Source organism: Paraburkholderia sp. BR10923, assembly GCF_040948765.1.
GTDB lineage: Bacteria > Pseudomonadota > Gammaproteobacteria > Burkholderiales > Burkholderiaceae > Paraburkholderia > Paraburkholderia youngii.
Genome location: NZ_JBFPKO010000001.1, coordinates 265,156 through 289,384 on the forward strand (window position 1 = coordinate 265,156; position 24,229 = coordinate 289,384).

The following is a 24,229-nucleotide window of genomic DNA, read 5'->3' on the forward strand; positions in this document are numbered from 1 at the left end:
CGGCAACGATGCTTTCCGGACGGGCGAGACGCGAGTCTCGCCCGTTCTATTTTTGGCGCGCGGCGCCGGATGCGCCGGACGGTTTGCACGATCTTCCTAAGCCTTCTGGCCGATGCTTGCCGCGCGACGAAGCGGTTTACAATCGTTCGCAGCCCAATCCGCAGCGTCTTTGCAAGGACACCAGATGACCGCAACGACTTATGCTTCCACCACCGGGCGGCCCGCGCCGCGTCAACGTTACGTGCAGTGCGCGAGCGCGGCCGGCCTGCATCGCGTCTCCTATACCGAGTGGGGCGATCCGGACAATCCGCGCGTGCTGCTGTGCGTGCACGGACTGACACGATCGGGGCGCGATTTCGACCGACTCGCTGCCAACTTCGCGGACACCTATCGCGTGGTGTGCCCGGACGTGGTTGGCCGGGGCTTGTCGTCGTGGCTCGCGAACCCCAACTTATATGCGGTACCGCAGTACGTCGCCGACATGGTCACGCTGATCGCGCGGCTCGACGTCGATACCGTCGACTGGTTCGGCACCTCGATGGGCGGCCTGATCGGCATGGGGCTCGCCGGTCTGCCGGACACGCCGATCCGCAAGCTGCTGCTGAACGACGTCGGGCCGCATCTGGAGCCGGTCGCGGTCAAGCGCATCGGCGATTATCTGGGCAAGCCCGCACGCTTCGATACGCTGCAGCAGGGTGTCGACTACGCGGCGCAACTCGCGCAGGGCTTCGGCCCGCTGACGCCTGACGAATGGCGCGAAATCAATACGCCGTTGCTGCGCGAAGAAGACGGCGCGTGGGTGCTGCGCTATGACCCGCGCATCGCCCAGCCGTTCGCGGCGGTCACCGAGGAAGCGGCGAAGCTCGGCGAAGCGGCGCTGTGGCATTCGCTCGCGTCGTTCCAGGGGCCGGTGCTCGTGGTGCGCGGCGAGCAGTCGGATTTGCTGTCGCGTGAAACGGTCGCGAAGATGGTGGCGGCCGGGCGTGCGGTATCGAGCGTGGAGATCGCGGGCGTCGGTCATGCGCCGGCGTTTCTCGCGGCGGACCAGATCGCGCTCGCGAGGGAGTTCTTCATCGGCTCGGCCGCGAACGGGTCATAATATTGAGTTCCGCATGAAGCTTTTATTAACAGTGTCGTGCGGCGTGTAGTTCGATCAACCCTCAGCTCAGGACATTTCATGGCAGTCATTCGTTATCACGTCGGCAAGCGTCTCTCGGAAATGGCCGTGCACAACGGCACCGTGTACCTCGCGGGTCAGATCGCCGAGGACGACGAGCAGGACATCACCGGCCAGACGCGCGAAGTGCTCGGCCACATCGACCGTCTGCTCGCTGAAGCGAACAGCGACAAGTCGCTGCTGCTGTCGGTGCAGATCTATATCTCGGACATGGCGCATTTCGCCGGCATGAACGCAGTGTGGGACGAGTGGGTCGCGCAGGGTGACACGCCGCCGCGCGCCACCGTCGAAACAAAGCTCGCGAATCCAAAGTGCCTCGTCGAAATAGTCGTGATCGCGGCGCAGCGCAGCTGATTTGCGATTGAGAGGCCGCACCGTTGTTGATTTTCCGTTGAATCGTCTGGCCCGGCGGGCCGTCGCACCATGAATACCGAAACCGTTCCGAACGCGCCTCATCCCCATCGTTCCTTCGACGAAGCGATGGCGTTCGTGCGCGAACATGCGGGCGAGGTGCGGCTGTCGTCGGGCGAATTGCTCGCGGATCACGCGGCGGGCACCGCGTCGATCATGCGCAAGCTCAACGTCGATCCGCCGGCGGTGCTGGCCGCGGCCCTGTTCGCGCTGACACCGCATCTGCACGATCCGGAGCGCGTGATCGCCGACAACTTCGGCGAAGAAGTCGCGCAACTGGTCGGCGACGTGCGCAAACTGCTGCGGCTCGGCACGGTCAGTTTGCGTGCGGCGCAAAACGCGATGCCCGAGGCCGGGCGTGACGCGCAGGCTGCGCGCCGCGCGCAGGTCGAGGCGCTGCGCAAGATGCTGCTCGCGTTCGCGCAGGACATTCGCGTCGTGCTGATCCGCCTCGCGTCGCGGCTGCAATCGCTGCGTTACTACGCGGCCGCGAAGATCACGCCGTCGCCCGACGTCGCGCGCGAAACCCTCGATATCTACGCACCGCTCGCGAACCGCCTCGGCATCTGGCAATTGAAGTGGGAGCTCGAGGATCTCGCGTTCCGTTTCGAGGAGCCGGACACCTACAAGCGCATCGCGAAGCTGCTCGACGAGAAGCGCGTCGAGCGTGAGAGCTATGTCGCACAGGCGATCGAACGCCTGCAGCAGGAGCTGGCCGCCGCGCACATCCGCGCCGAAGTGAGCGGTCGGCCGAAGCATATCTACAGCATCTGGCGCAAGATGCGCGGCAAGCAGCTCGACTTCGCGGAGCTGTACGACGTGCGCGCGTTTCGCGTGATCGTGCCGGACATCAAGGACTGCTACACCGTGCTCGGCATCGTGCACAACCTGTGGCAGCCGGTGCCGAAGGAGTTCGACGATTACATTTCCCGGCCGAAGCCGAACGGCTACAAGTCGCTGCACACGGTCGTGATCGGCGACGACGGCCGCGCGTTCGAAGTGCAGATCCGCACGCAGGAAATGCATCGCTTCGCCGAATACGGCGTGGCCGCGCACTGGCGCTACAAGGAAGCGGGTGCGCGCGGCTATGGCGGCACGTTCACCGCGAGCGAGAAATACGACGAGAAGATCGCCTGGTTGCGACAGCTGCTCGCGTGGAAGGACGAGGTGTCCGAGGGCGAGCATGGCGAAGCGGGCGCGGTGCAGCCATGGGAGCAGTTGCGGCAGGCCACGCTCGACGACGATCACATCTACGTGCTGACGCCGCAGGCGCGCGTGATTCCGTTGCCGCACGGCGCGACGCCGATCGACTTCGCGTATCACCTGCACAGCGAGCTTGGGCATCGTTGCCGCGGCGCGCGCGTCGACGGCGTGATGGTGCCGCTCAACACCGCATTGCAGAATGGCCAGACGGTCGAGATCGTGGCGGTGAAGGAGGGTGGTCCGTCGCGCGACTGGCTCAATCCGCAGCTTGGCTATCTGCAAAGCGGGCGAGCGCGGCAGAAGGTGCGCGCGTGGTTCAACGCGGTCGAGTTGCAGGAGCACATCGCGAACGGTCGCGCGATGGTTGAAAAAACCCTGCAGCGCGAAGGCAAGACCTCGGTCAATCTCGATCAGCTGGCCGCGCGGCTTGGTTTCAAGACCACCGACGACCTGTTCTCCGTGATCGGCAAGGAGGAATTCAGCCTGCGGCTCGTCGAGCAGGCGCTGCAGGACGCGCCGCCGCCCGAGCCCGAGCTCGAGGCGCCGGAAAAATTCGAGAAACGCAGCAGTGGCGCGAGCGTCGCGCGCGGCGCGTCTACCGGCGTGCTGGTGGTCGGCGTCGATGCATTGCTCACCCAGCTCGCGCGCTGCTGCCGGCCCGCGCCGCCCGACGACATCTGCGGCTTCGTCACGCGCGGCAAGGGCATGTCGGTGCATCGCAGCGACTGCGCGACGTTCCGCCGGATGGCAGAGCGCGCGCCGGAGCGCGTGCTGCAGACCGCGTGGTCGGCGGACGTGATGAGCGGTCGCGGCCAGTCCGTCTACCCGGTCGACCTCAGCATCGAGGCGACGGACCGACAAGGCTTGCTGCGCGATATCTCCGAAGTGTTCGCGCGGGAAAAGATGAACGTGATTGGCGTGAAGACGCAAACGCGCCGCAATGCCGCGTTCATGCAATTTACCGTCGAGGTTTCTAGCTCTGCGCAGATCCAGCGCGCGTGCACGTTGCTGGGCGAAATCACGGGCGTGGTGCGGGCGACGCGCAAGAACTGAGGCGCAGACGATTGGAAAAGGGCCTGCCGACGGCGAGACGAATTAAAGTCGCTGCATAAAAGTACTTGCCAAGCTGGGCTGTACCCCATATACTCTCGTTTCTTCAGGCTCGTAGCTCAGCTGGTTAGAGCACCACCTTGACATGGTGGGGGTCGTTGGTTCGAGTCCAATCGAGCCTACCAACGAAATGGAATTCCGGTCTCGCCGGGGTTTCGCAAGATGCAGTAAGCGCTTTGAGCGCAAAAAGGCGAATACGGTTATGACACCGCGAACGTTGACCGAAACCACTTCGGAGCGACGCTAGTCGAGGACCTCTTTCGCCAGTGATGTTTGCGTAAAATGTGAATGCGGCCCCTCGAAAGTGGGGCCGCATTTTTTTTGTCTTTTTGACCCTGGTTGTATGTGCCGCCGCCGGTCGGCACCACGGAGAACGCAATGGTTTCGATACGTTTGCCTGACGGTTCTGTTCGACAGTACGAGCATCCGGTGACCGTCGCCGAAGTGGCCGCCTCGATCGGCCCCGGCCTCGCGAAAGCCGCACTCGGCGGGAAGATCGACGGGGAGTTGGTCGATACGTCTGCGCTGATCGATCGCGACGTGGCGCTCGCCATCATCACGGAGAAGGATGCAGACGGACTCGATATCATCCGCCACTCGACGGCACACCTGCTCGCGTATGCGGTGAAGGATCTTTACCCCGAAGCGCAGGTTACGATCGGCCCCGTCATTGACAACGGCTTTTATTACGACTTCTCGTACAACCGTCCTTTCACGCCGGAAGACCTCGAAAAGATCGAAAAGCGCATGCAGGAGCTCGCGAAGAAGGACGAGCCGGTGTCACGTCGCGTGGTGTCGCGCGACGAAGCGGTCGAGTACTTCAAGAGCATCGGCGAAAAGTACAAGGCCGAAATCATCGAATCGATTCCCGCCAGCGACGAAATCAAACTGTACTCCCATGGCGGCTTCACGGACCTGTGCCGCGGCCCGCACGTGCCGTCCACCGGCAAGCTGAAGGTCTTCAAGCTGATGAAAGTCGCGGGAGCCTACTGGCGCGGGGACTCGAAGAACGAGCAGTTGCAGCGAATTTACGGCACGGCCTGGACGAAGAAGGAAGACCAGGAAGCATACCTGCACATGCTCGAAGAGGCCGAGAAGCGCGATCATCGGAAGCTGGGCAAGCAGCTCGACCTGTTCCACATGCAGGACGAGTCGCCGGGCATGGTGTTCTGGCATCCGCGCGGCTGGACGCTGTGGCAGCAGGTCGAGCAGTACATGCGCCGTCGCGTGAATGACGCCGGCTACCTTGAAATCAAGACGCCGTTGATCATGGACCGCTCGCTGTGGGAAGCGTCGGGACACTGGCAGAACTATCGTGAAAATATGTTCACGACCGAATCGGAAAAGCGCGACTACGCAATCAAGCCGATGAACTGCCCCGGTCACGTGCAGGTGTTCAACCACGGTCTGCGCTCGTATCGCGATCTGCCGCTGCGTTACGCTGAGTTCGGTTCGTGCCATCGCAACGAATCGTCGGGCGCGCTGCATGGACTGATGCGCGTGCGCGGCTTCGTGCAGGACGACGCCCATATTTTTTGTACCGAAGACCAGTTCATCAGCGAATCGATCGCGTTCAACACGCTGGCGATGAGCGTCTACCGCGACTTCGGCTTCGACAACGTTGAGATCAAGCTGTCGCTGCGTCCGGATGCGCGCGCCGGCACCGACGAAACGTGGGATCGCGCGGAGCAGGGGCTGCGCGAGGCGCTGACGGCCTGCGGCGTCACGTGGGAAGAACTGCCCGGCGAGGGTGCGTTCTACGGCCCGAAGGTCGAGTATCACATCAAGGACGCGCTCGGCCGCTCGTGGCAGTGCGGTACGCTGCAACTCGACATGGTGCTGCCGGAGCGTCTGGGTGCCGAATACGTCGCCGAAGACAATAGTCGTCGTCGCCCCATCATGCTCCACCGGGCAATCGTCGGATCGATGGAACGCTTCCTCGGGATTCTCATCGAGCACCATGCTGGTGCAATGCCCGCCTGGCTCGCGCCGATCCAGGTCGTCGTGATGAATATCGCGGAAAGTCAGGCCGAATATGCGCAGTCGCTAGCCCAATCGTTGCAAAAACAAGGGGTTAGAGTCGAGGCCGATTTGCGCAACGAGAAGATTAGCTATAAAATACGCGAGCACACGCTGGAAAAGGTGCCGTACCTGCTGGTGGTCGGCGACAAGGAGCGTGAAGCGCAAACGGTAGCCGTGCGTGCCCGTGGTGGTGTCGATATGGGTGTGATGCCTGTTGACGCCTTCATTGAGCGTCTGCGCCAGGATGTGCAGTCGTTCAACTAACCACTCGGTACCCGGCTCGTTTTTTTTAATTTTTAGAGGAAACGTAACATCGCTACTGATAAGTCTGCGCACCGCATCAACGGTGAAATTACAGCACCCGAGGTGCGTCTGGTCGGCGTCGAGAACGAACCGCTCGGCATCGTGAAACTCGCTGATGCGTTCCGCTTGTCGGAACAGCAGGACGTGGATCTGGTCGAAATCGCCCCGCAAGCGGTTCCGCCGGTTTGCCGCTTGATGGACTACGGCAAGTTCAAGTACCAGGAAGCGAAGAAGCAACACGAGGCCAAGCTCAAGCAGAAGGTCATTCAGGTCAAGGAAGTCAAATTCCGCCCGGGTACCGACGACGGCGATTACAACGTCAAACTGCGCAACCTCGTCCGCTTCCTCGAAGACGGCGACAAGACGAAAATCACGTTGCGTTTCCGTGGCCGCGAAATGGCTCACCAGGAAATCGGCATGCGCATGCTCGAACGCCTGCGCACCGACCTCGACGAAGTCGGTCAGGTCGAGCAGATGCCGAAAATGGAAGGGCGCCAGATGATCATGGTGCTCGCTCCGAAGAAAAAGAAGTAAGCGGGGAGCAGTTGGCCGGAGCGGCGGCGTGCCATGCGGCCCGCTCTCCGGTAGCGCAAGGTTGTTTGACGCTGTGCTGGGTGTCTGGCGCGGTGTTGGAAAATTTCGGAACGTCGCGCATGCAAGCGCGCAGTCGTTCCCGAAAAGCGGCCGCTGGCGGTATCGGCGGCCTGCATACCAAGTGGAATGGGTTTCGAAGGGCGGGAAATGGCCATCTGGCCGACCGCACACCCATGTCCATCTAATAATGGAGTTGTCATGCCGAAGATGAAGACCAAGAAGAGCGCTGCAAAGCGCTTCGTGGTGCGTCCGGGCGGTACCGTTAAGCGCGGTCAGGCCTTCAAGCGTCACATTCTTACCAAGAAGACCACCAAGAACAAACGCCATCTGCGCGGCTCCACGGCAGTTCATGATTCCGATCTGAACTCCGTTCGCGCAATGCTGCCGTTCGCTTAACCCTTAACCGACACTCATAGGAGCGAAACATGCCTCGAGTAAAACGTGGGGTTACCGCACGGGCCCGTCACAAGAAGATCATCAAGCTGGCCAAGGGTTACCGCGGCCGTCGCAATAACGTCTATCGCATCGCCAAGCAGGCGGTCATGCGCGCAGGCCAGTACGCCTACCGCGATCGCCGCAACAAGAAGCGGGTGTTCCGCGCACTGTGGATCACGCGTATCAACGCGGCGGTGCGTCAGCACGACATGACGTACAGCGTGTTCATCAACGGCCTGAAGAAGGCGTCGATCGAACTGGACCGCAAGGTGCTGGCCGACATGGCTGTATTCGACAAGGCTGCTTTTGCTGCGATCGTTCAGCAGGTGAAAGCCGCCGTTGCAGCCTGATTGCGCTTCTGGCAATTAAAACTGCGTGGTTCGTTGCAGCGAACATCCGGTAGTCTCGGTGACGCTGCAACAAAAACGGGGCTCCTCACCGAGCCCCGTTTTTGTTGGTAGAACCAGTTTTGTTTCGATAGAACACTGACGTTGAAATGATGGGATCAATGGATCTGGACCAGATTGTCGCCGACGCGCAAAAAGCCTTCGCAGAAGCCCCCGACGTCACCACCCTCGAGAACGAGAAAGCGCGCTTTCTCGGTAAGGCGGGTGCGCTGACCGAGCTGTTGAAGGGCCTTGGCAAACTCGATCCCGAAACGCGCAAGACAGAAGGCGCTCGGATCAACCTCGTCAAGCAACAGGTCGAAGCCGCGTTGACGGCACGTCGTCAGTCGCTCGCCGACGCGCTTCTGAACCAGCGCCTCGCCGCTGAAGCGATCGACGTCACGCTGCCGGGCCGCGGCGCCAATGCTGGCAGCCTGCACCCGGTGATGCGCACCTGGGAGCGCGTCGAGCAAATTTTTCGTACGATCGGATTCGACGTGGCCGACGGCCCCGAGATCGAAACCGACTGGTACAACTTCACTTCGCTGAACAGCCCGGAAAACCATCCGGCGCGTTCGATGCAGGATACCTTCTACGTCGACGGCAAGGACGCCGACGGCCGCCCGCTGCTGCTGCGTACGCATACGAGTCCGATGCAGGTACGCTACGCGCGTACCAACACGCCGCCGATCAAGGTGATCGTGCCCGGCCGCACGTATCGCGTGGATAGCGACGCCACGCATTCGCCGATGTTCAACCAGGTCGAAGGCCTGTGGATCGACGAGAACATCAGCTTCGCGGACCTGAAGGGTGTCTATACCGACTTCCTGAAAAAATTCTTCGAGCGCGACGACATTCTCGTGCGCTTCCGTCCGTCGTATTTCCCGTTCACCGAACCGTCGGCCGAGATCGACATGCAGTTCGAAACGGGCAAGAACGCGGGCAAGTGGCTCGAAATTTCGGGCTCCGGCCAGGTGCATCCGACCGTGATCCGTAACATGGGTCTGGACCCGGAGCGCTATATCGGCTTCGCTTTCGGCAGCGGCCTCGAGCGTCTCACGATGCTGCGTTACGGCGTGCAGGACCTGCGCCTGTTCTTCGAAAACGACCTGCGTTTCCTGCGTCAATTCGCGTGAACCGGCGCGCGCGAGCGCTACAAAGCAAAGAACGCGGCAGCGCACCCGGTGCGCGCCGCGAGCGTCCCCGGCAGAGTTCGCTGAACCGGCGCAAGACCACCGGCTTTACGAAGCACCTGCCGGACGTGGACCTAACCTGATCAGAACGTACACAGAACCATGCAATTTCCGGAATCCTGGCTCAGAACTTTTGTCGATCCCCGACTGACCACCGACGAACTGTCGCACGCGTTGACGATGGCGGGTCTCGAAGTCGAGGACCTGCGGCCGGCCGCGCCGCCGACCTCGAAGATCGTTGTCGGCCAGGTGCTGGAAGTCGTCAAGCACCCGGATGCGGACAAGCTCAACGTGTGTCAGGTCAACGCCGGCACCGGCGCGACGCTGAACATCGTATGCGGCGCGCCGAATGTCGCGCCCGGCATCAAGGTGCCGGTCGCGCTGGTCGGCGCGCAACTGCCGCCGGCCGAAGAAGGCGGCGCGCCGTTCGCGATCAGGCTGTCGAAGCTGCGCGGCGTCGAAAGCCAGGGCATGCTGTGTTCGGCGCGCGAGCTGAAGCTCTCCGAAGATCACAGTGGTCTGATGATCCTGCCGGAAGATACCCCGATCGGCCAGGACATCCGCGAGACCCTCAACCTCGACGACACCGTTTTTGAAATCAAGCTGACGCCGAACAAGGCCGACTGTTTGTCGGTATTCGGCGTCGCGCGCGAAACGTCGGCGATTACCGGGGCACCGCTGCGCTCGCTCGACATCAAGCCGGCTCCGGTGAAGCTGAATGAAATGCTGCCCGTGAAAATCTCGGCGCCCGATCTGTGCGGCCGTTTCTCGGGCCGCGTGATCCGCGGCGTCAATGCGCGCGCGAAGTCGCCGCAATGGATGGTCGAGCGTCTCGAGCGCTCCGGCCAGCGTAGCATCTCCGCGCTCGTCGACATCTCGAACTATGTGATGCTCGAGCTGGGGCGTCCGTCGCACGTGTTCGATCTCGACAAGATCCACGGCGGCATGGACGTGCGCTGGGGACGCAAGGGCGAAACGCTGAAACTTCTGAACGGCAACACGGTCGAGCTCGATGAAACGGTCGGCGTGATCGCCGACGAGCAGCACATCGAAAGCCTCGCGGGCATCATGGGCGGCGACAGCACCGCGGTCACGCTCGACACCACCAACATCTATCTCGAAGCCGCGTTCTGGTGGCCCGATAGCATTCGTGGCCGCTCGCGCAAGTACAACTTTTCGACCGATGCAGGCCATCGCTTCGAGCGCGGCGTGGATTACGCAACGACCGTCGATCATATCGAGCACATCACGCAGTTGATCCTCGACATCTGCGGCGGCGAAGCGGGTCCGGTCGACGATCAGATCGTCAACGTGCCAAAGCGCGCGCCCGTGAAGATGCGCGTTTCGCGCGCGAACCGCATCATCGGCGTCGCGATCGGCGCCGATGAAATCGGGCAGATCTTCACGCGCCTCGGCCTGTCGTTCGAGCGTGACGGCGATACGTTCTCGGTGATGCCGCCGTCGTACCGCTTCGATATCGAAATCGAAGAGGATCTGATCGAAGAAGTCGCACGTATCTACGGCTTCGAAAAGATTCCGGCGCGCCCGCCGGTCGCGACCAGCGAAATGCGCGCGACCAAGGAGACGCAACGCTCGATCCACGCGCTCCGGCATGCACTCGCCGCGCGCGACTACGCGGAAACGGTGAACTTCAGCTTCGTCGACGCCGAGTGGGAGCAGGACTTCGCGGGCAATAGCAATCCGGTGCGTCTGATTAACCCGATCGCAAGCCAGCTGTCGGTGATGCGCACGACGCTGTTCGGCAGCCTGATTCATGTGCTGCGCACGAACCTGAACCGTCGCGCGGCGGACCGCGTGCGCGTGTTCGAAGCGGGCCGCGTGTTCCTGCACGATCCGTCGATCAAGGACGGCGAGCTGACGGTCGAAGGTTTCGCGCAGCCGAAGATGATCGGCGCGCTCGCCTATGGTCCCGCGCTCGACGAGCAATGGGGCGCACCGACGCGTGCCGTCGACTTCTTCGACATGAAGGGCGACATCGAAGCGCTGCTCGCACCGGCGCTCGCGCGGTTCGTAAAGGCCGAGCATCCGGCGCTGCATCCGGGACGCAGCGCGCGTATCGAATTGAATGGTCGCGCAGTGGGCTGGATTGGCGAATTGCATCCGCGCTGGATGCAAAAATATGATTTGCCGCATGCGCCGATTCTGTTTGAAATCGAAGCGGAAGCATTAATGCAACGGGTATTGCCGGTTCCGTCGGAAGTTTCAAAATTCCCGCCGGTACGACGTGATATTGCGGTGGTCGTCGATCAGAAAATCGAGGTTCAGGCGCTGCTCGACGAGCTCCAGAAGGCCCAGTCCGAACCGGCCTGCAAGGCTGTCCAGAAGGTTGCGCTTTTCGACGAATTTCGTCCAAAATCAAACACTTCCGGTGGTCTGGCCGCGCACGAGAAAAGCCTTGCGTTCCGGGTGACCTTGCAAGATACTGGCGGAACCCTTCAGGATGAAACGGTCGATCTGGCTATTCAAACTCTGGTGGAACGTCTGGCTCGAGTATATGGCGCACGGTTGCGCGGATAACCCGCATTTAACATTTGCACGGCTGTTTCCGCATCCATTGTTTTATGCTTGGCGCGCCATTTGATAGATATGAATGAAATGAACTCGAGTGATTTCGAAGCCCTTCTTACGGCGCAACGCAGCGCCATGATTCGAGAAATTCCGACATCACCCGCCGTCGTTTCCAATGAAACGCCGACGCTCACCAAGGCGGAACTTGCCGAGTTGCTGTTCGACAATGTCGGGCTCAACAAGCGGGAAGCGAAGGACATGGTCGAGGCGTTCTTCGAGGTGATCCGCGATGCGCTCGAGAGCGGCGACAGCGTCAAGCTGTCGGGCTTCGGCAACTTCCAGTTGCGCGATAAGCCGCAGCGTCCCGGCAGAAATCCGAAGACGGGCGAGGCGATTCCGATCGCCGCGCGTCGCGTGGTGACGTTTCATGCAAGTCAAAAGCTGAAGGCGCTCGTCGAAAACGGCGCCGAAGCGAGCTTCGCGCGCTGATCGACTGGCGCGCTTTCGGGCAACCCATCACGGCTAACTGACGATGACAGCGACGATCGAAAAAGTCGTCTTGCCTCCGATTCCGGCGAAGCGATACTTCACGATTGGTGAGGTCAGCGAACTTTGCGGCGTGAAGCCCCACGTGCTGCGTTACTGGGAGCAGGAGTTCACCCAGTTGAGGCCGGTCAAGCGGCGCGGCAATCGTCGGTATTATCAGCATCACGAGGTGCTGCTGATCAGGCGGATTCGAGAGTTGCTGTACGAGCAGGGTTTTACAATCAACGGCGCCCGCAACCGGCTCGATTCGCATGGCAGCGGTGGGCCGGATGCCGTCATCGAAGAGGGTGAGGCTGCCGCCGGAGCCGCGGGGCAGGTCCAGGCATCGGCGGCAACGGTTGCTGTCGATGTCGAGAAGTTGCGCGAGGAACTGCAGAGCGTAATCGATCTGCTGGGCCACTAGTTAATGGGCTCGTTCGCTTTGTTCGTGTCGGGCAGTTCTAATCGAATGAAGTGTCTGTTATAATTTTTCTTCTGTTCGGGGCGTAGCGCAGCCTGGTAGCGTACCTGCATGGGGTGCAGGTGGTCGGAGGTTCAAATCCTCTCGCCCCGACCAAGATCAAAAAGGACTTACGGTGAAAGCTGTAAGTCCTTTTTTCTTGCCCGTCGCGGATAACTGCGACGCTCCGCGTCTCCGACAAGCAGGGCGCCTGATGATCAGGCCTGCGCGAGCGACGCCGCAGCTCCCAGCGCCACAAACCGCTCCAAATGATGATCCTCATCGCCAAGCTGATGATCGATCATCACGAGCCGCTTCGCGTAATGCGCAAGCGGCAACTCCCATGTCATGCCGATCGCGCCGTGCATCTGGATGCATTCCTCTGCGACCCGGGTGCCGATCCGGCCGATGCTGTACTTCGCCGCCGACACCGCGCGCTCGCGCGCATTGCGTTCACCATCGAGAGCCGCCGCCGCATTGATCACCGCCGAGCGCGCCTGCTCGATTTCGAGCAGCAAATCGGCCATGCGATGCTGCAACGCCTGGAAGCTGCCGATCGGCACGCCGAACTGCCTGCGCGTGCGCAGATAGTCGAGCGTGTAGTCTTTCGCGACGTCCATGGCGCCGACCGCTTCCGCGCACAGCGCGAGCACGCCGCAGCTCATCGCATATTCGAGCGTCGCAAAGCCCTGGCCGACTGAGCCGAGCACGGAGTCGTCGTCGAGCGTGACATTGTCGAACGTCACTTCGGCCGCGCGTCCCCCGTCGATCTTCCGATAGCCGCGCACGCTCACGCCCGCCGCGTCCCTCGGCACCAGAAACAGCGTGATGCCGGCTTCGGCATCGTCTTCGCCGCTCGTGCGTGCCGAGACGAGGAACACCTGAGCATGCTCGCTATGCTGAACGACGGCCTTCGCGCCATACAAAGTCCACGCGCCCCTGTTGCCTTCAACGCTGCGCCGCGCGCGCGTCGCTGCGACACGAGCCAGTTCGTAATGACTGTCCGGTTCGCCATGCGCGAGCGCAACGATTCGCGAGCCGTCGATCAACGAATCCAGTGCCGATTTTTGCGCGTCACTGCCGCTGCGAGCGATCGCCCGGCCGACGATCAGCGTATCGAGAAACGGCTCGACGACGAGGCCCCGGCCGATACTCTCGAACACCACGGAAATATCGAACGCGCCGCCGCCAAAACCGCCGCTCGCTTCGTCGAACAGTGCGCCGATCACGCCAAGCTCCGCGAAGCGCGCCCACAATTCGGTGCTGAAGCCTTGCGTCGAGCGCGCGATCTGGTCGCGCGTCGCGAAGCCGTACTGCTCGCTGATAAACCGGTTCAGCGTATCCGCCAGCATGCGGCGGTCTTCGGTGTGCTGGAAATTCATGACGCGCGCCTCTTACAGTCCGAGGATCGTTTTGGAAATGATGTTCTTCTGGATTTCGTTCGAGCCGCCGAAGATCGACAGCTTGCGATTATTGAAGTACTGCGACGCGGCACTCGCGGCTTCGTCGGGGCCGACCGGCACGCCGTCGAAACCTTCGTACAGCGCTTCCTCGACGAATGGCTGCGCAAAAGCGCCCATCGCGCGCCGCGTCAGCGACGAGATTTCCTGACGGATTTCGGTACCGCGAATCTTCAGCATCGAACTCTCGGCACCGGGCACGCCGCCGCCCGCCACTGCCGCGATCACGCACAGGTTGGTCGTCTTCATGTTCTCGAGATCGATCTCGACGCGCGCCATGCGTGCCGCGAACGCGGGATCCTCGGCGAGCGGCCGGCCATTGCGCAGCTGTTTCGCGGCGATCTTGCGCAGACGGTTGAACGCGGCGACCGAAAAGCCGACGCCCGCGATATTGGTGCGCTCGTACGTGAGCAGATATTTCGCGTAGGTCCAGCCCTTGTTCTCTTCGCCGACGAGATTTGCGGCAGGCACGCGCACGTCGGTGAAAAACACTTCATTGACTTCGTGCTCGCCGTCGAGCGTGATGATCGGCCGCACTTCGACGCCCGGCGTATTCATGTCGATCAGCAGAAAGCTGATGCCTTCCTGTTTGCGCACGTCGGTCGCGGTGCGCACGAGACAGAAGATCATGTTCGCGTAATGCGCGAGCGTGGTCCACGTCTTCTGGCCAGTGACGATGTAGTGTTCGCCCTGCGCATCCTTGCCGCGCACCGCCGTCGTTTTGACTGACGCGAGGTCGGAGCCCGCGCCCGGCTCCGAATAGCCCTGGCACCACCAGTCGGAACCATCGAGAATGCGCGGCAGCCAGTGACGCTTCTGCGCTTCGCTGCCGTACCTGATCAGCACGGGCCCGAGCATGTTGACGCCGAACGGTACGACGCGCGGCGCGCCGGCCAGCGCGCATTCGTTCTCGAAGATGAACTTCTGCACCGCATTCCAGCCTGGGCCGCCGTATTCCTTCGGCCAGTGATTCGCGAGCCAGCCCTGCGCGTTCAGAATCGCGTGCCACTCGGCCATGTCGTCGCGCGTCAGACGCCGGCCGGCGTGCACCTTGCCGGCGAGGCGTTGCGGCAGCTTGTCGCGCAGAAACGCCAGCACGCTGGCGCGAAACGCTTCTTCTTCAGGGGTGAAGTTCAGATCCATCGCAGTCGTACCGTCCGGGTTCGTGGCGGCTCAGGCCGTCGTGTTCAGGCTCGCGAAATCCGCTCCGCGCTCGACCAGTTCAACGAGCAGCGGCGACGGCCGCCAGAACAGCGGGTCTTCCTTCGCGTACTCGCGGATGTCGGCGAGGATCGTCGCGAGGCCGACGCTGTCCGCGTATTTCATCGGACCGCCGCGGTAGCGCGGAAAACCGTAGCCGTACAGCAGCGTCACGTCGACGTCGAGCGGGCGCAGCGCGATGCCTTCGTGCACGACGTTCGCGCCTTCGTTGATCATCGCGGCCATATAGCGGCGAATGATCTGCTCGTCGGTGAAGCTGCGCGGCGTGACGCCCGCGCGCTTACGTTCGGCGTCGATGATCGCCTCGACTTCGGGATCGGGCATGCCGCCGCGCGATCCTTCGGGGTACAGATAGAATCCGCGGCCCGTCTTCTGGCCGAACCAGCCGCGCTCGCACAGGCGGTCGGCGATCTGCACGTAGCGTGCGTTCGGGTCGCGCGTGGCCGCACGGCGTTTGCGCGCCGCCCAGCCGATGTCGCCGCCCGCGAGGTCGACCACCTGGAACGGGCCCATCGGCAAGCCGAACGCGCGCACGGCCGCGTCGATCTGATACGGCGACGCACCGTCTTCCATCAGCGCGTCCGCGGCGGCGCGATAAACGGCGAGCAGGCGATTGCCGATGAAACCGTCGCACACTCCCGCGCGCACCGGCGTCTTGCGCAGCTTCTTCGCGAGCTCGAACGCGGTCGCGACGACGTCGGCGCTGACGTGCTTCGGCACCACGACTTCGAGCAGCTTCATGATGTTGGCGGGCGAGAAGAAGTGCAGGCCGATCACATCGGCGGCGCGCGGGATGCTGGCCGCGATCGCTTCGATGTCCAGATACGACGTGTTGGTCGCGAGCACCGCGCCGGGCTTGCAGACGCGATCGAGCTCGGCGAACACGGCCTTTTTGACGTCGAGATCTTCGAACACGGCTTCGATCACGAGGTCGACGTGAGCAAGCGCATCGTACGACGTGCTGCCGCTCCAGCGCGCCATGGTCGCGGCTTTCTTTTCCGCGGTGAGGCGGCCTTTGGCGATCAGCCCGTCGTAGACCTTGTCGATGTGCGCGCGGCCGCGCGCGAGCGACGCTTCGTCGCGTTCGATCATCGTGACGGGCAGACCAGCGTCGAGCAGCGCGACCGCAATGCCGGCGCCCATCGTGCCGCCGCCGATCACGCCTATCGCCTCGAGCGCGCGCGGTTTCGCGTCGCGCGTTTCGGGCGCTTTCAGCACTTCGCGCTCGGCGAAGAATGCGTGCACGAGACCGGCTCGCTGCGGGCTGTCGAGGCATTGCAGGAACAGCGTGCGTTCGAACTTCAGGCCTTCGTCGAAGGGCTGTTCGATCGCGGCTTCGACGGCGTCGACGATTTTTAGCGGCGAGAACAGGCCGCGCGCTTTCTTCGCGGTTTCGTCACGCGCTTTCGCGACGGCGGCGAGGCTCGCGGCGCGATCGTTCAATGCGGCGGCGTCGCGCGTGCGGCGCACCGGCGCATGCGCGGCGAGCAATTCGTGCGTGTAGGCGAGTCCTTCGGCGAGGATGTCGTCGCTGTCGCCGAGACGGTCGATCAAGCCCAGCGCGAACGCTTCCTTCGCGCTCGCATGACGGCCGCTCAGGATCAGATCGAGCGCGGCCGGCGCGCCGATCAGGCGCGGCGTGCGTTGCGTGCCGCCCGCGCCGGGCAGCAGGCCGAGCTGCACTTCGGGCAGGCCGAGCTTCGCGCCCTCGACGGCGATCCGGTAATGCGCGGCGAGCGCCACTTCGAGCCCGCCGCCGAGCGCGGCGCCATGCAACGCGGCAATCACGGGTTTCCCGCAGGCCTCGATGCGATTGCACACGTCCGGCAGCGAAGGCGGCACCGGCGGCTTGCCGAACTCGCGAATATCGGCACCGGCGATGAAATTGCGCCCCGCGCCGACGATCAGCACGGCTTCGACGTCGCGATCGGCGTCGGCGGCTTCGATCGCGGCCAGCAGGCCGCGCCGCACGTCGGCAGAGAGCGCGTTGACCGGCGCGTGGTCGATCGTGACGAGCAGGACCTTGCCGCGCAATTCGCGCATGACGACGTCTGCTGTGGGGGAATGGTTCATCGTGGGTGTCTCCGTATGAGGGTGGCGAAGTGCGCCGGATCGCCCCATTCTGGAGTGGTCAACGTTCATTGACAATCACATGGCTGATTGACAGACTGTCAAAATCATTTTGACAACGGCATGCCAATGGACGTCAACTCGCTGACCCTGCTCGTCGACATCCTCGATGCCGGCAATCTGAGCGAAGCGGCGCGCCGGCTCAAGATGAGCCGCGCGAACGTTAGCTATCATCTGAACCAGCTCGAGCGTTCGGTGGGCCTGCAATTGGTGCGGCGCACCACGCGCCGCGTCGAGCCGACCGAGATCGGTCTGCGGCTCTACGAGCACGGCCGTACTATTCGCAACGCATTGCTGGCCGCGCGCGAGTCGGTGACGACGCTGGGCCAAAGCCTGCAAGGGCGAGTGCGGCTGAGCGTGCCGAGCGGCTATGGCCAGCTCGTGATGTCCGACTGGCTGATCGCGTTCAAGCGGCTGTATCCGGGCATCGTGCTCGACGTAATGTTCGAGAACCGCGTCGAGGATCTGATGCGCGACGAGATCGACATCGCCGTGCGCGTGATGTCGGAGCCGCCGCAAAACCTCGTCGCTCGGGACATGGGGCCGGTCCGGTACGTGGCCTGCGCATCCCCCGAATTCGCGCGGACGCACGGCATGCCCGCGACGCTCGACGACCTGCGCAGCGCGCCGTTGATTACCGCGGCCGTGATCGGCAAGCAATTGCGGCTCGCCGCGTATCTGCGCGACGAGCGTCATGAAGTGCTGCTCGAACCGACGATTATTTCGGAAAACTTTCTATTTTTGCGGCAGGCGGTGCTGGCCGGTCTGGGCGTCGGACTCGTGCCGGACTACGTGGTGCAGGACGATCTGAAGCGCGGCGCCGTGCTGAGCGCGCTCGATGCCTGGCGGCTCAGCATCTTCGGCACCCACATGTACATGCTGTACATGCCGAACCGGCACCACACGCGCGCGGCCGCGACGTTCATCGACTTCGTGCTGGAGCAGGCGCAGGGCTCGGGCAGGGGCGGCGCGAACTGAAGCGGCGAACTCAGGCGCCGAGTCTGCGCGCAATGGCCGTCGTGACCATCGGCACGCCGACGCGCAGCAGCTTGCGCACGCCTTCGTCGCTGCCGACTTTCTCCACCGCGTTGTCGATCATCGCCTGCATCACGCTGGCCGGATAAAACTCGCGAAACAGCTCGTTGGCGCCGGTTTGCTCGAAGACGTGATGCAGGAACGACCCAACGGGCGGGCCGATGCGCTTGAAGAGCCCCATCTTGACGACCCGGTTGTTGCACAGATGCAGCGTGTACGCGTCGGAACAGAGCGCCGCGCATTCTTCGAAATAGCGCGGCAGGAACACCTTGTAGTAATCGTTGAAGTGCACCGGATAGAACAGGCTTTCGGGAAGACCGGCCTTCACGCCGTAGACGGCGGTCAATAGACGCGGGCCGGTGTCGCCCCACTTCAGTGCGGTGCCTTTCATCGCTTCGACCCGTTCGATCGCCTCGTGCAAGCGCGGCTGATCCGGATCGAGCCTCAGAATCGCATTGCAGATGCTCGTCTGGGTCTCCCGCCCGATCAGGTCGCCCTTGGCGTTGAGGTCGAAATCACGAAGCAGCAGCATGTCCGTGTCGACCCAGATCTCGTCGGTCTTCGTGAACATCACGAAGCGGAAATAGTCGGTGAAATGCTGCATCGACGGCACCCCGCGAATCGGGAAGTCGTTCAGCGAATCGCGCGGCAGTATCGTGGTCGCATCTTTCGCACTCACGCCGGGCGGCAATTCAGCGATCGGCTCGTAGCTATAAAGCGCGACCTCGCTGCCGTACTGCGTGAACGAACTTAGACAGGCGACTTCATAGGGAGATAGTTCCGGACCGTGCCAGAACGATGCAAATCTTGCCTTGCGCATATGTCATCCGGGGTAGCGATCATGCGGCGCAACATAGGCACCGAACCTGTGTAACGATCCTAGACGGGGACGGCACTGGTCAGATCTAAAGGGCTTGAATCACACAGGAGTTGTCGCAAAACGTTGAGTTCAGCGCGACGTGTCGGCGATTATGTGCGGGACTATGTCGTATTTGGCAAATCCAATTGCGCAAGGCGACGCGGCGAACGGGACAGGCAAGATCGTGGGCTTAAACTGCGGAACACCGGCCATGCGCGCGCAGTAGAAGCAAGCAATGGGCCATGCATTACTCCATGCAGCGATAGCGACGATATTCAGGAGAACGCGATGAACCTCGACGGCGAGACTTACGATTCGCTCACGGCCAATTTCACGTGGCGCATTCCACCGCGCTACAACATCGGCGTCGATGCATGCGACAAGTGGGCCGATGGCTCGGGGCGTCTCGCGCTGATCTACGAAGATGCCGACGGCCGCGCGACCCGCTATACGTTCGACGAACTGAAAGCCCTGTCCGACCGCTTCGCCAATGCGCTGCTCGCGGCGGGCGCACGGCGCGGCGAGCGCGTCGGCATCTTCCTGTCACAATCGATCGAAACGGCCATCGCGCATCTCGCGGCCTACAAGGCCGGCATGGTCGCGGTGCCGTTGTTCGCGCTGCTCGGCGTCGACGCGATCGAGCATCGGCTCGGCGATAGCGGTGCGGTCGCACTCATCACTGATCACGCCGGCGTGCAAAAGATCGACGAAATCCGCGGCGCGGTGCCGGAGTTGCGACACGTGTTCAGCGTCGATATCCAGCAGGATGACGAAGCATCGGACGCGCCCGTGAGGTCGTTCTGGCAGGCGTTGCATAGCGCTTCCGCTGAGTTCACGCCGGCCGATACCGCCGCGGACGATCCGGCGATCATCATCTATACGTCGGGCACGACCGGAAAACCGAAGGGCGCGCTGCACGGGCATCGCGTGTTGCTCGGGCATCTGCCCGGCGTCGAGATGTCGCAGCAGGGCTTTCCCGCGCACGCGACGCTGATGTGGACGCCCGCGGACTGGGCGTGGATCGGCGGTCTGTTCGATGTGCTGCTGCCGTCGTGGCATCACGGCGTCGCGGTGCTCGCGCGCCGTTTTGCAAAATTCGACGGCCACGCCGCTTTCGATCTGCTCGCGCGTCACGCGGTCTCCCATGCGTTTTTACCGCCGACCGCGCTGAAGATGATGCGCGGCGTCGAGCGGCCCGCTCATCTGCGGCTCGCGTTGCGATCGGTCGCGAGCGGCGGCGAATCCCTTGGCGAGGAACTGATCGGCTGGGGGCGCGATGCGCTCGGCGTGACGATCAACGAGTTCTACGGGCAGACCGAGTGCAACGTCGTGGTGTCGTCGTGCGCGGCGCTGTTCGAGCCGCGCTTCGGCGCGATCGGGCGCGCGGTGCCGGGGCACCATGTCGCGATCGTCGATGCCGCCGGCAGCGAACTGCCGCCCGGCGCGATCGGCGATATCGCGGTGGCCGCGCCCGATCCGGTGATGTTTGTCGGCTACTGGCGCAACGAGGCGGCGACGCGCGAGAAATTTCGCGGCAAGTTTCTGCTGACCGGCGATCTCGGCACGCGCGACGCGGACGGCTTCATTCGCTTCGTGGGCCGCGGCGACGACGTGATCACGAGCGCCGGCTACCGGATCGGGCCCGCGTCGATCGAGGATTCGCTGCTGCGTCATCCGGCCGTCGCGATGGCCGCCGTGGTCGGCGCGCCCGATCGCGACCGCACCGAAATCGTGATGGCGTTCGTCGTGCTGAAAGCGGGCTTCGTCGGCGACGATGCGCTGGTGCGCGAGATCCAGCAGCACGTAAAGACGCGTCTGGCTGCGCACGAATATCCGCGCGAGATTCGCTTCGTCGAAAGTCTGCCAATGACGGCCACCGGCAAGGTGATCCGCAAGGCGCTGCGCGAGGCGCTGGGGGAGACCGGCGCGCACGACCCGGACGCGATCCCACCGGCGAAAAACTGAGTCTGCTACGATGACCCACCCACGATGAGAGTCACAGCGGAGACATGGGATGCGCCCCGAGAGTGCAATTCGTTTCGACCAGGAGTTCGCGCCGCGCATTGCCGAGGCGATCGCCGCGTGTGTCGGGAAGACCGTTCACACCGACGTGCTGCCGCATGGTGAACCGGGGCAGCCCACCCGCGTGCGGATTCACGCAACGCCGCTCGATGAACTCGGTCATTACCCGCATCCATTGAATCTGTATCTGACCTGGGACAGCGATGAAATAGAAAGACTGATGGGCGAGCAAGGCGCGACGCGTTTCGCCAGATATCTGGCCGCGTTGCCGCGCAAGCTCAACGCGTGGACCCAGGCGCGCGAACTCGATTTCTCCACGCACACGCAGGGTGAACCGGTTACGTTGATCGGCGGGCTCGATTTCGAAGCGTAGACGCTCGCGCGCGTTTGCGGGTTTGCGCTCGAGATAGCTGGATAAAAAGCGGCCGCTGTGCTCGAAGAGCCAGCGGCCGTTGCTTTTGCAGCGTTGGGTGAGCGCGATGTTCAGGCGCCCAGCGCCGGATCGCTGATGCTGTCATTGCCCGTCTCGACGTGACCGGCGATGCGGCGGGCAAACGTCGGGTCCGTATCGACGGTGATCGCGAGATCGTACCAGCCGTATGCTTTGCGCAGATCGAGGTACAGATTGTCGGTGTCGCCGCCGCGCACCGAATGCTTGATGACATGGTCCTTGTCGTACGCGTTGACGATCGTGAACTGGCACCGCGCGCTGCCGACGTTCTCGAGCCGCAGTTGCAGATTGCCGTTCGCGACGTCGTAGCCTTCGACGACGGCCGGCCGTGCGGTGTCCGAACCAATCCACCAGTTCCGCGCAACCACTTTGCCCGCGAAGCGGCGCAGGAAGCCGTTCGGTCCGTGCACGCTGAAGTCGTAGCTGCCATCGGCGTTGAGCATCAGCGTGTCCTGCAGATGCTTGCCCGCTTCGACGGTATAGCTGCGCGGCGCGTCGGCGCTATCGGCCGCGTACACGAGGAACACCGCGCCCGCGCGGCCCGTGTTGACGAAGCGCATCGTCAGCTTGCCGTTCGAGCCTTCGTCGACGCGCACGAACAGTTCGTATGGCAGCGCGCGTGCCGGGCGCACGCCCGCTTCCTGCTTCGGTACCGTCTGCACCGTCGGCGTTTGCGGCACGTAGTCCGGGTGACGGTTCTGGTCGGGCGGCACGTAGCCGCTCGTGCTCGGCAGCGACGGCACCGACGCGTTCGGATTCGCGAAATTGAACGCAGAGGTCAGATCGCCGCACACCGCGCGACGCCACGGCGTGATGTTCGATTCGCCGAGATTGTGCTCGCGGCCGAAGCGCTTTTCGATGAAGCGAATCACCGACGAGTGGTCGAACACTTCGGAGCACACGTAGCCGCCTTTGGACCACGGCGACACCACCAGCATCGGCACGCGCGGTCCAAGCCCGTACGGCCCGGCGACGTTCTTCGGATCGCCCGGATAGATTTCATTCGCGATCTCGACGGTCGACAGACCGTTCGCGCTCGACGCGGCCGCGAACGGCGCGGCGATGTGATCGAAGAAGCCGTCGTTTTCGTCGTAGTTGATCAGCAGCACGGTCTTGCTCCACACGTCCGGGTTCGACGTGAGGATCTGCAGCACCTGGTCGATGTACCACGCGCCGTAGTTGGTCGGCCAGTTCGGGTGTTCGCTGTACGCTTCGGGCGCGACGATCCACGATACCTGCGGCAGCGTGCCGTTTTGCACGTCGCGCTTCAGGATGTCGAAGTAGCCGTCGCCGTTCGCCGCGTTGGTGCCGGTACGTGCGTTGTCATACAGCGGGTTGCCCGGCTGCGCGTTGCGATACTGGTTGAAACAGAGCAGCGAGTTGTCGCCGTAGTTGCCGATATACGCGTTCTGCGTCCAGCCCCAGGAGCCGTTCGCGTCGAGCCCGGTGCCGATGTCCTGATAGATCTTCCACGTGATGCCCGCGTTCTGCAGCACTTCGGGGAAGGTCGACCAGCCGTAGCCGAGCTCCGAATTGTCGATCACCGGACCGCCGCCGCTGCCGTCGTTGCCGACCCAGCCGCTCCACATGTAGTAGCGGTTCGGATCGGTCGGACCCATCAGCGAGCAGTGGTACGCGTCGCAGATCGTGAATGCGTCGGCGAGCTGATAGTGGAACGGGATGTCGTCGCGCGTCAGGTAGGCCATCGTGGTCGCGCCTTTCGACGGTACCCACTGATCGTTGCGGCCGCCGTTCCATGCGGCGTGTGTGGTGCCCCAGTCGTGCGCCAGATCCTGCAGGAATTGCAGGCCGAGGTTCGGCGCGCTCGGACGGAACGGCAGCACGTAGCTGGCGCCGGTGGTATCGGTGGTGAGCGGCTGATACCACACCGGCTGGCCGTTCGCGAGGTTGATCGCACGCGTGTCGCCGAAGCCCCGCACGCCCTTGAGCGTGCCGAAGTAGTGGTCGAACGAGCGGTTCTCCTGCATCAGCACGACGATATGCTCGACGTCGCGGATCGTGCCGGTGCGGTTGTTGGCCGGAAGCGCGAGCGCATTGCGGATGCCGGGCGGCAGCATGCTCAACGCGGTGAAGGAAGCGGCGGCTTGCGCGGCCGAGCGCAGAAAATCACGGCGATCTGTTGAAGTCATGGTTATGGCTCAAATCTTCGGTGGAGGAAAAAGGCACGGGGAAGACGAGTTGCGGTACTGAAACGGCAATGTTGCGTCGGACGCGCGAAGGCAGGCTAGTCTCCGCGCGCGGCGCAATTCTCAATCGACGGTATGGATGACGGGGCGGGCAAGCGGCGGTGAGGCGGCGGACAGCGCCGTGCCGGCTTCGGATGCCGGTGCCGCCGGTGTCTGGATCGTCAGTGTCGGCGGCGCGAAGTCGGCCGGCGGCTGGGCGATCGACGGGGCGCCGGGGTTAGCGGCGGAATGTTCCGTTGAACTGATCGTATTCGTGCTCGCGGGCGGGTCGTCGTTGCTGCATGCTCCCGCTAGCGCGCACAGCGCGATGACCGTCACGGCGCCGGTCAAACGTTTGCGGCGCGGCGCACGAACCGGCTTCGACACGAAAGGCATGGCACTGTCTCCGGGCGGGGAAGGGATGCCTCGCCATCGATGTGCCGAGGTCAGCGATGCCGCAGCATAATCGCCGATCCGTGTAATTTTTATGAAGTATCGGTAACAGCCAGGGCGCCGC

At 63.1% G+C, this 24,229-nt stretch carries 20 protein-coding genes and 2 tRNA genes; 16 read left to right on the forward strand and 6 right to left on the reverse strand.

The annotated features are described in order from the left end of the window. Positions 1 to 184: 184 nt before the first annotated feature. The 13 genes from AB3X94_RS01220 to AB3X94_RS01280 all read left to right on the forward strand — a co-directional run bounded on the left by AB3X94_RS01220 (position 185) and on the right by AB3X94_RS01280 (position 12,465). Positions 185 to 1,099, forward strand: a complete 915-nt coding sequence (locus AB3X94_RS01220; RefSeq protein WP_176108080.1) for an alpha/beta fold hydrolase — start codon at positions 185 to 187, stop codon at positions 1,097 to 1,099. 78 nt (positions 1,100 to 1,177) lie between these two features. After that, on the forward strand, positions 1,178 to 1,531 hold the full coding sequence (locus AB3X94_RS01225; RefSeq protein ID WP_368591847.1) for a RidA family protein: 354 nt from the start codon (positions 1,178 to 1,180) through the stop codon (positions 1,529 to 1,531). Positions 1,532 to 1,600: 69 nt separating this feature from the next. Next, entirely contained in the window at positions 1,601 to 3,844 is a 2,244-nt protein-coding gene (locus AB3X94_RS01230) for a bifunctional (p)ppGpp synthetase/guanosine-3',5'-bis(diphosphate) 3'-pyrophosphohydrolase (protein WP_368610618.1), read from the forward strand. A 105-nt stretch (positions 3,845 to 3,949) separates the two neighbouring features. Beyond that, positions 3,950 to 4,026, forward strand: a tRNA-Val gene (locus AB3X94_RS01235). A gap of 253 nt (positions 4,027 to 4,279) precedes the next feature. Next, positions 4,280 to 6,187 (forward strand): threonine--tRNA ligase, encoded by a 1,908-nt coding sequence (thrS, locus tag AB3X94_RS01240; protein WP_176368087.1) that lies wholly within the window; start codon positions 4,280 to 4,282, stop codon positions 6,185 to 6,187. Between the two features lie 48 nt (positions 6,188 to 6,235). Beyond that, positions 6,236 to 6,760, forward strand: a complete 525-nt coding sequence (gene infC, locus AB3X94_RS01245; RefSeq protein ID WP_115108343.1) for a translation initiation factor IF-3 — start codon at positions 6,236 to 6,238, stop codon at positions 6,758 to 6,760. Between the two features lie 258 nt (positions 6,761 to 7,018). Beyond that, complete coding sequence (gene rpmI / locus AB3X94_RS01250) at positions 7,019 to 7,216, forward strand: 50S ribosomal protein L35 (protein WP_006052501.1); 198 nt, start codon at positions 7,019 to 7,021, stop codon at positions 7,214 to 7,216. 29 nt (positions 7,217 to 7,245) lie between these two features. After that, positions 7,246 to 7,605 carry a 50S ribosomal protein L20 gene (gene rplT / locus AB3X94_RS01255; protein ID WP_006052502.1) on the forward strand — a complete coding sequence of 120 codons (360 nt, stop codon included), beginning with the start codon at positions 7,246 to 7,248 and terminating at the stop codon, positions 7,603 to 7,605. Positions 7,606 to 7,763: 158 nt separating this feature from the next. Further along, a complete protein-coding gene (gene pheS / locus AB3X94_RS01260; protein ID WP_018435256.1) occupies positions 7,764 to 8,777 on the forward strand; it encodes a phenylalanine--tRNA ligase subunit alpha in 1,014 nt (337 codons plus the stop codon). Between the two features lie 159 nt (positions 8,778 to 8,936). Further along, on the forward strand, positions 8,937 to 11,372 hold the full coding sequence (gene pheT, locus AB3X94_RS01265) for a phenylalanine--tRNA ligase subunit beta (protein ID WP_368610619.1): 2,436 nt from the start codon (positions 8,937 to 8,939) through the stop codon (positions 11,370 to 11,372). Between the two features lie 69 nt (positions 11,373 to 11,441). Continuing rightward, positions 11,442 to 11,852, forward strand: a complete 411-nt coding sequence (locus tag AB3X94_RS01270; protein ID WP_176108086.1) for an integration host factor subunit alpha — start codon at positions 11,442 to 11,444, stop codon at positions 11,850 to 11,852. 43 nt (positions 11,853 to 11,895) lie between these two features. Then, complete coding sequence (locus tag AB3X94_RS01275) at positions 11,896 to 12,312, forward strand: MerR family transcriptional regulator (RefSeq protein WP_176108087.1); 417 nt, start codon at positions 11,896 to 11,898, stop codon at positions 12,310 to 12,312. Between the two features lie 76 nt (positions 12,313 to 12,388). Continuing rightward, positions 12,389 to 12,465, forward strand: a tRNA-Pro gene (locus AB3X94_RS01280). Between the two features lie 101 nt (positions 12,466 to 12,566). On the opposite strand, the gene AB3X94_RS01285 is transcribed toward AB3X94_RS01280, so the two are convergent. From AB3X94_RS01285 to AB3X94_RS01295, 3 genes are read right to left on the reverse strand one after another with little or no spacing between them, the layout of a single operon-like run. Beyond that, positions 12,567 to 13,730, reverse strand: a complete 1,164-nt coding sequence (locus AB3X94_RS01285) for an acyl-CoA dehydrogenase family protein (RefSeq protein WP_176108088.1) — start codon at positions 13,728 to 13,730, stop codon at positions 12,567 to 12,569. Positions 13,731 to 13,742: 12 nt separating this feature from the next. Continuing rightward, complete coding sequence (locus AB3X94_RS01290; RefSeq protein ID WP_368610620.1) at positions 13,743 to 14,951, reverse strand: acyl-CoA dehydrogenase family protein; 1,209 nt, start codon at positions 14,949 to 14,951, stop codon at positions 13,743 to 13,745. A gap of 30 nt (positions 14,952 to 14,981) precedes the next feature. Then, positions 14,982 to 17,102: a 3-hydroxyacyl-CoA dehydrogenase NAD-binding domain-containing protein gene (locus AB3X94_RS01295; protein WP_368610621.1), complete on the reverse strand. Its 2,121-nt coding sequence runs from the start codon at positions 17,100 to 17,102 to the stop codon at positions 14,982 to 14,984. Between the two features lie 126 nt (positions 17,103 to 17,228). Between AB3X94_RS01295 and AB3X94_RS01300 the strand changes: the two genes are divergently transcribed. Further along, complete coding sequence (locus AB3X94_RS01300) at positions 17,229 to 18,137, forward strand: LysR family transcriptional regulator (RefSeq protein WP_176368081.1); 909 nt, start codon at positions 17,229 to 17,231, stop codon at positions 18,135 to 18,137. 10 nt (positions 18,138 to 18,147) lie between these two features. Here AB3X94_RS01300 and AB3X94_RS01305 read toward each other — a convergent pair whose 3' ends face one another. Next, positions 18,148 to 19,014 (reverse strand): hypothetical protein, encoded by an 867-nt coding sequence (locus tag AB3X94_RS01305; RefSeq protein ID WP_368610622.1) that lies wholly within the window; start codon positions 19,012 to 19,014, stop codon positions 18,148 to 18,150. 327 nt (positions 19,015 to 19,341) lie between these two features. On the opposite strand from AB3X94_RS01305, the gene AB3X94_RS01310 reads away from it, so the two are divergent. Both AB3X94_RS01310 and AB3X94_RS01315 read left to right on the forward strand, forming a co-directional pair. Next, positions 19,342 to 21,018: an acyl-CoA synthetase gene (locus AB3X94_RS01310; protein WP_368610623.1), complete on the forward strand. Its 1,677-nt coding sequence runs from the start codon at positions 19,342 to 19,344 to the stop codon at positions 21,016 to 21,018. A gap of 49 nt (positions 21,019 to 21,067) precedes the next feature. After that, positions 21,068 to 21,448 carry a DUF5594 family protein gene (locus AB3X94_RS01315; protein ID WP_176108094.1) on the forward strand — a complete coding sequence of 127 codons (381 nt, stop codon included), beginning with the start codon at positions 21,068 to 21,070 and terminating at the stop codon, positions 21,446 to 21,448. A gap of 110 nt (positions 21,449 to 21,558) precedes the next feature. On the opposite strand, the gene AB3X94_RS01320 is transcribed toward AB3X94_RS01315, so the two are convergent. Further along, on the reverse strand, positions 21,559 to 23,676 hold the full coding sequence (locus tag AB3X94_RS01320) for a phosphocholine-specific phospholipase C (RefSeq protein WP_368610624.1): 2,118 nt from the start codon (positions 23,674 to 23,676) through the stop codon (positions 21,559 to 21,561). 120 nt (positions 23,677 to 23,796) lie between these two features. Further along, positions 23,797 to 24,108, reverse strand: coding sequence for a hypothetical protein (locus tag AB3X94_RS01325; RefSeq protein ID WP_368610625.1), 312 nt, complete (start codon positions 24,106 to 24,108; stop codon positions 23,797 to 23,799). Between the last annotated feature and the right edge of the window lie 121 nt (positions 24,109 to 24,229).

What these genes read in the sequence shown, in the direction of transcription:
- AB3X94_RS01285 (WP_176108088.1), bottom strand. Translation starts at nt 13,730, where the DNA reads ATGAATTTCCAGCACACCGAAGACCGCCGCATGCTGGCGGATACGCTG.
- rpmI (WP_006052501.1), top strand. Translation starts at nt 7,019, where the DNA reads ATGCCGAAGATGAAGACCAAGAAGAGCGCTGCAAAGCGCTTCGTGGTG.
- AB3X94_RS01225 (WP_368591847.1), top strand. Translation starts at nt 1,178, where the DNA reads ATGGCAGTCATTCGTTATCACGTCGGCAAGCGTCTCTCGGAAATGGCC.
- AB3X94_RS01300 (WP_176368081.1), top strand. Translation starts at nt 17,229, where the DNA reads ATGGACGTCAACTCGCTGACCCTGCTCGTCGACATCCTCGATGCCGGC.
- AB3X94_RS01320 (WP_368610624.1), bottom strand. Translation starts at nt 23,676, where the DNA reads ATGACTTCAACAGATCGCCGTGATTTTCTGCGCTCGGCCGCGCAAGCC.
- AB3X94_RS01220 (WP_176108080.1), top strand. Translation starts at nt 185, where the DNA reads ATGACCGCAACGACTTATGCTTCCACCACCGGGCGGCCCGCGCCGCGT.
- rplT (WP_006052502.1), top strand. Translation starts at nt 7,246, where the DNA reads ATGCCTCGAGTAAAACGTGGGGTTACCGCACGGGCCCGTCACAAGAAG.
- AB3X94_RS01295 (WP_368610621.1), bottom strand. Translation starts at nt 17,102, where the DNA reads ATGAACCATTCCCCCACAGCAGACGTCGTCATGCGCGAATTGCGCGGC.
- AB3X94_RS01290 (WP_368610620.1), bottom strand. Translation starts at nt 14,951, where the DNA reads ATGGATCTGAACTTCACCCCTGAAGAAGAAGCGTTTCGCGCCAGCGTG.
- AB3X94_RS01275 (WP_176108087.1), top strand. Translation starts at nt 11,896, where the DNA reads ATGACAGCGACGATCGAAAAAGTCGTCTTGCCTCCGATTCCGGCGAAG.
- AB3X94_RS01310 (WP_368610623.1), top strand. Translation starts at nt 19,342, where the DNA reads ATGAACCTCGACGGCGAGACTTACGATTCGCTCACGGCCAATTTCACG.
- pheT (WP_368610619.1), top strand. Translation starts at nt 8,937, where the DNA reads ATGCAATTTCCGGAATCCTGGCTCAGAACTTTTGTCGATCCCCGACTG.
- AB3X94_RS01230 (WP_368610618.1), top strand. Translation starts at nt 1,601, where the DNA reads ATGAATACCGAAACCGTTCCGAACGCGCCTCATCCCCATCGTTCCTTC.
- thrS (WP_176368087.1), top strand. Translation starts at nt 4,280, where the DNA reads ATGGTTTCGATACGTTTGCCTGACGGTTCTGTTCGACAGTACGAGCAT.
- AB3X94_RS01305 (WP_368610622.1), bottom strand. Translation starts at nt 19,014, where the DNA reads ATGCGCAAGGCAAGATTTGCATCGTTCTGGCACGGTCCGGAACTATCT.
- AB3X94_RS01325 (WP_368610625.1), bottom strand. Translation starts at nt 24,108, where the DNA reads ATGCCTTTCGTGTCGAAGCCGGTTCGTGCGCCGCGCCGCAAACGTTTG.
- pheS (WP_018435256.1), top strand. Translation starts at nt 7,764, where the DNA reads ATGGATCTGGACCAGATTGTCGCCGACGCGCAAAAAGCCTTCGCAGAA.
- AB3X94_RS01315 (WP_176108094.1), top strand. Translation starts at nt 21,068, where the DNA reads ATGCGCCCCGAGAGTGCAATTCGTTTCGACCAGGAGTTCGCGCCGCGC.
- AB3X94_RS01270 (WP_176108086.1), top strand. Translation starts at nt 11,442, where the DNA reads ATGAATGAAATGAACTCGAGTGATTTCGAAGCCCTTCTTACGGCGCAA.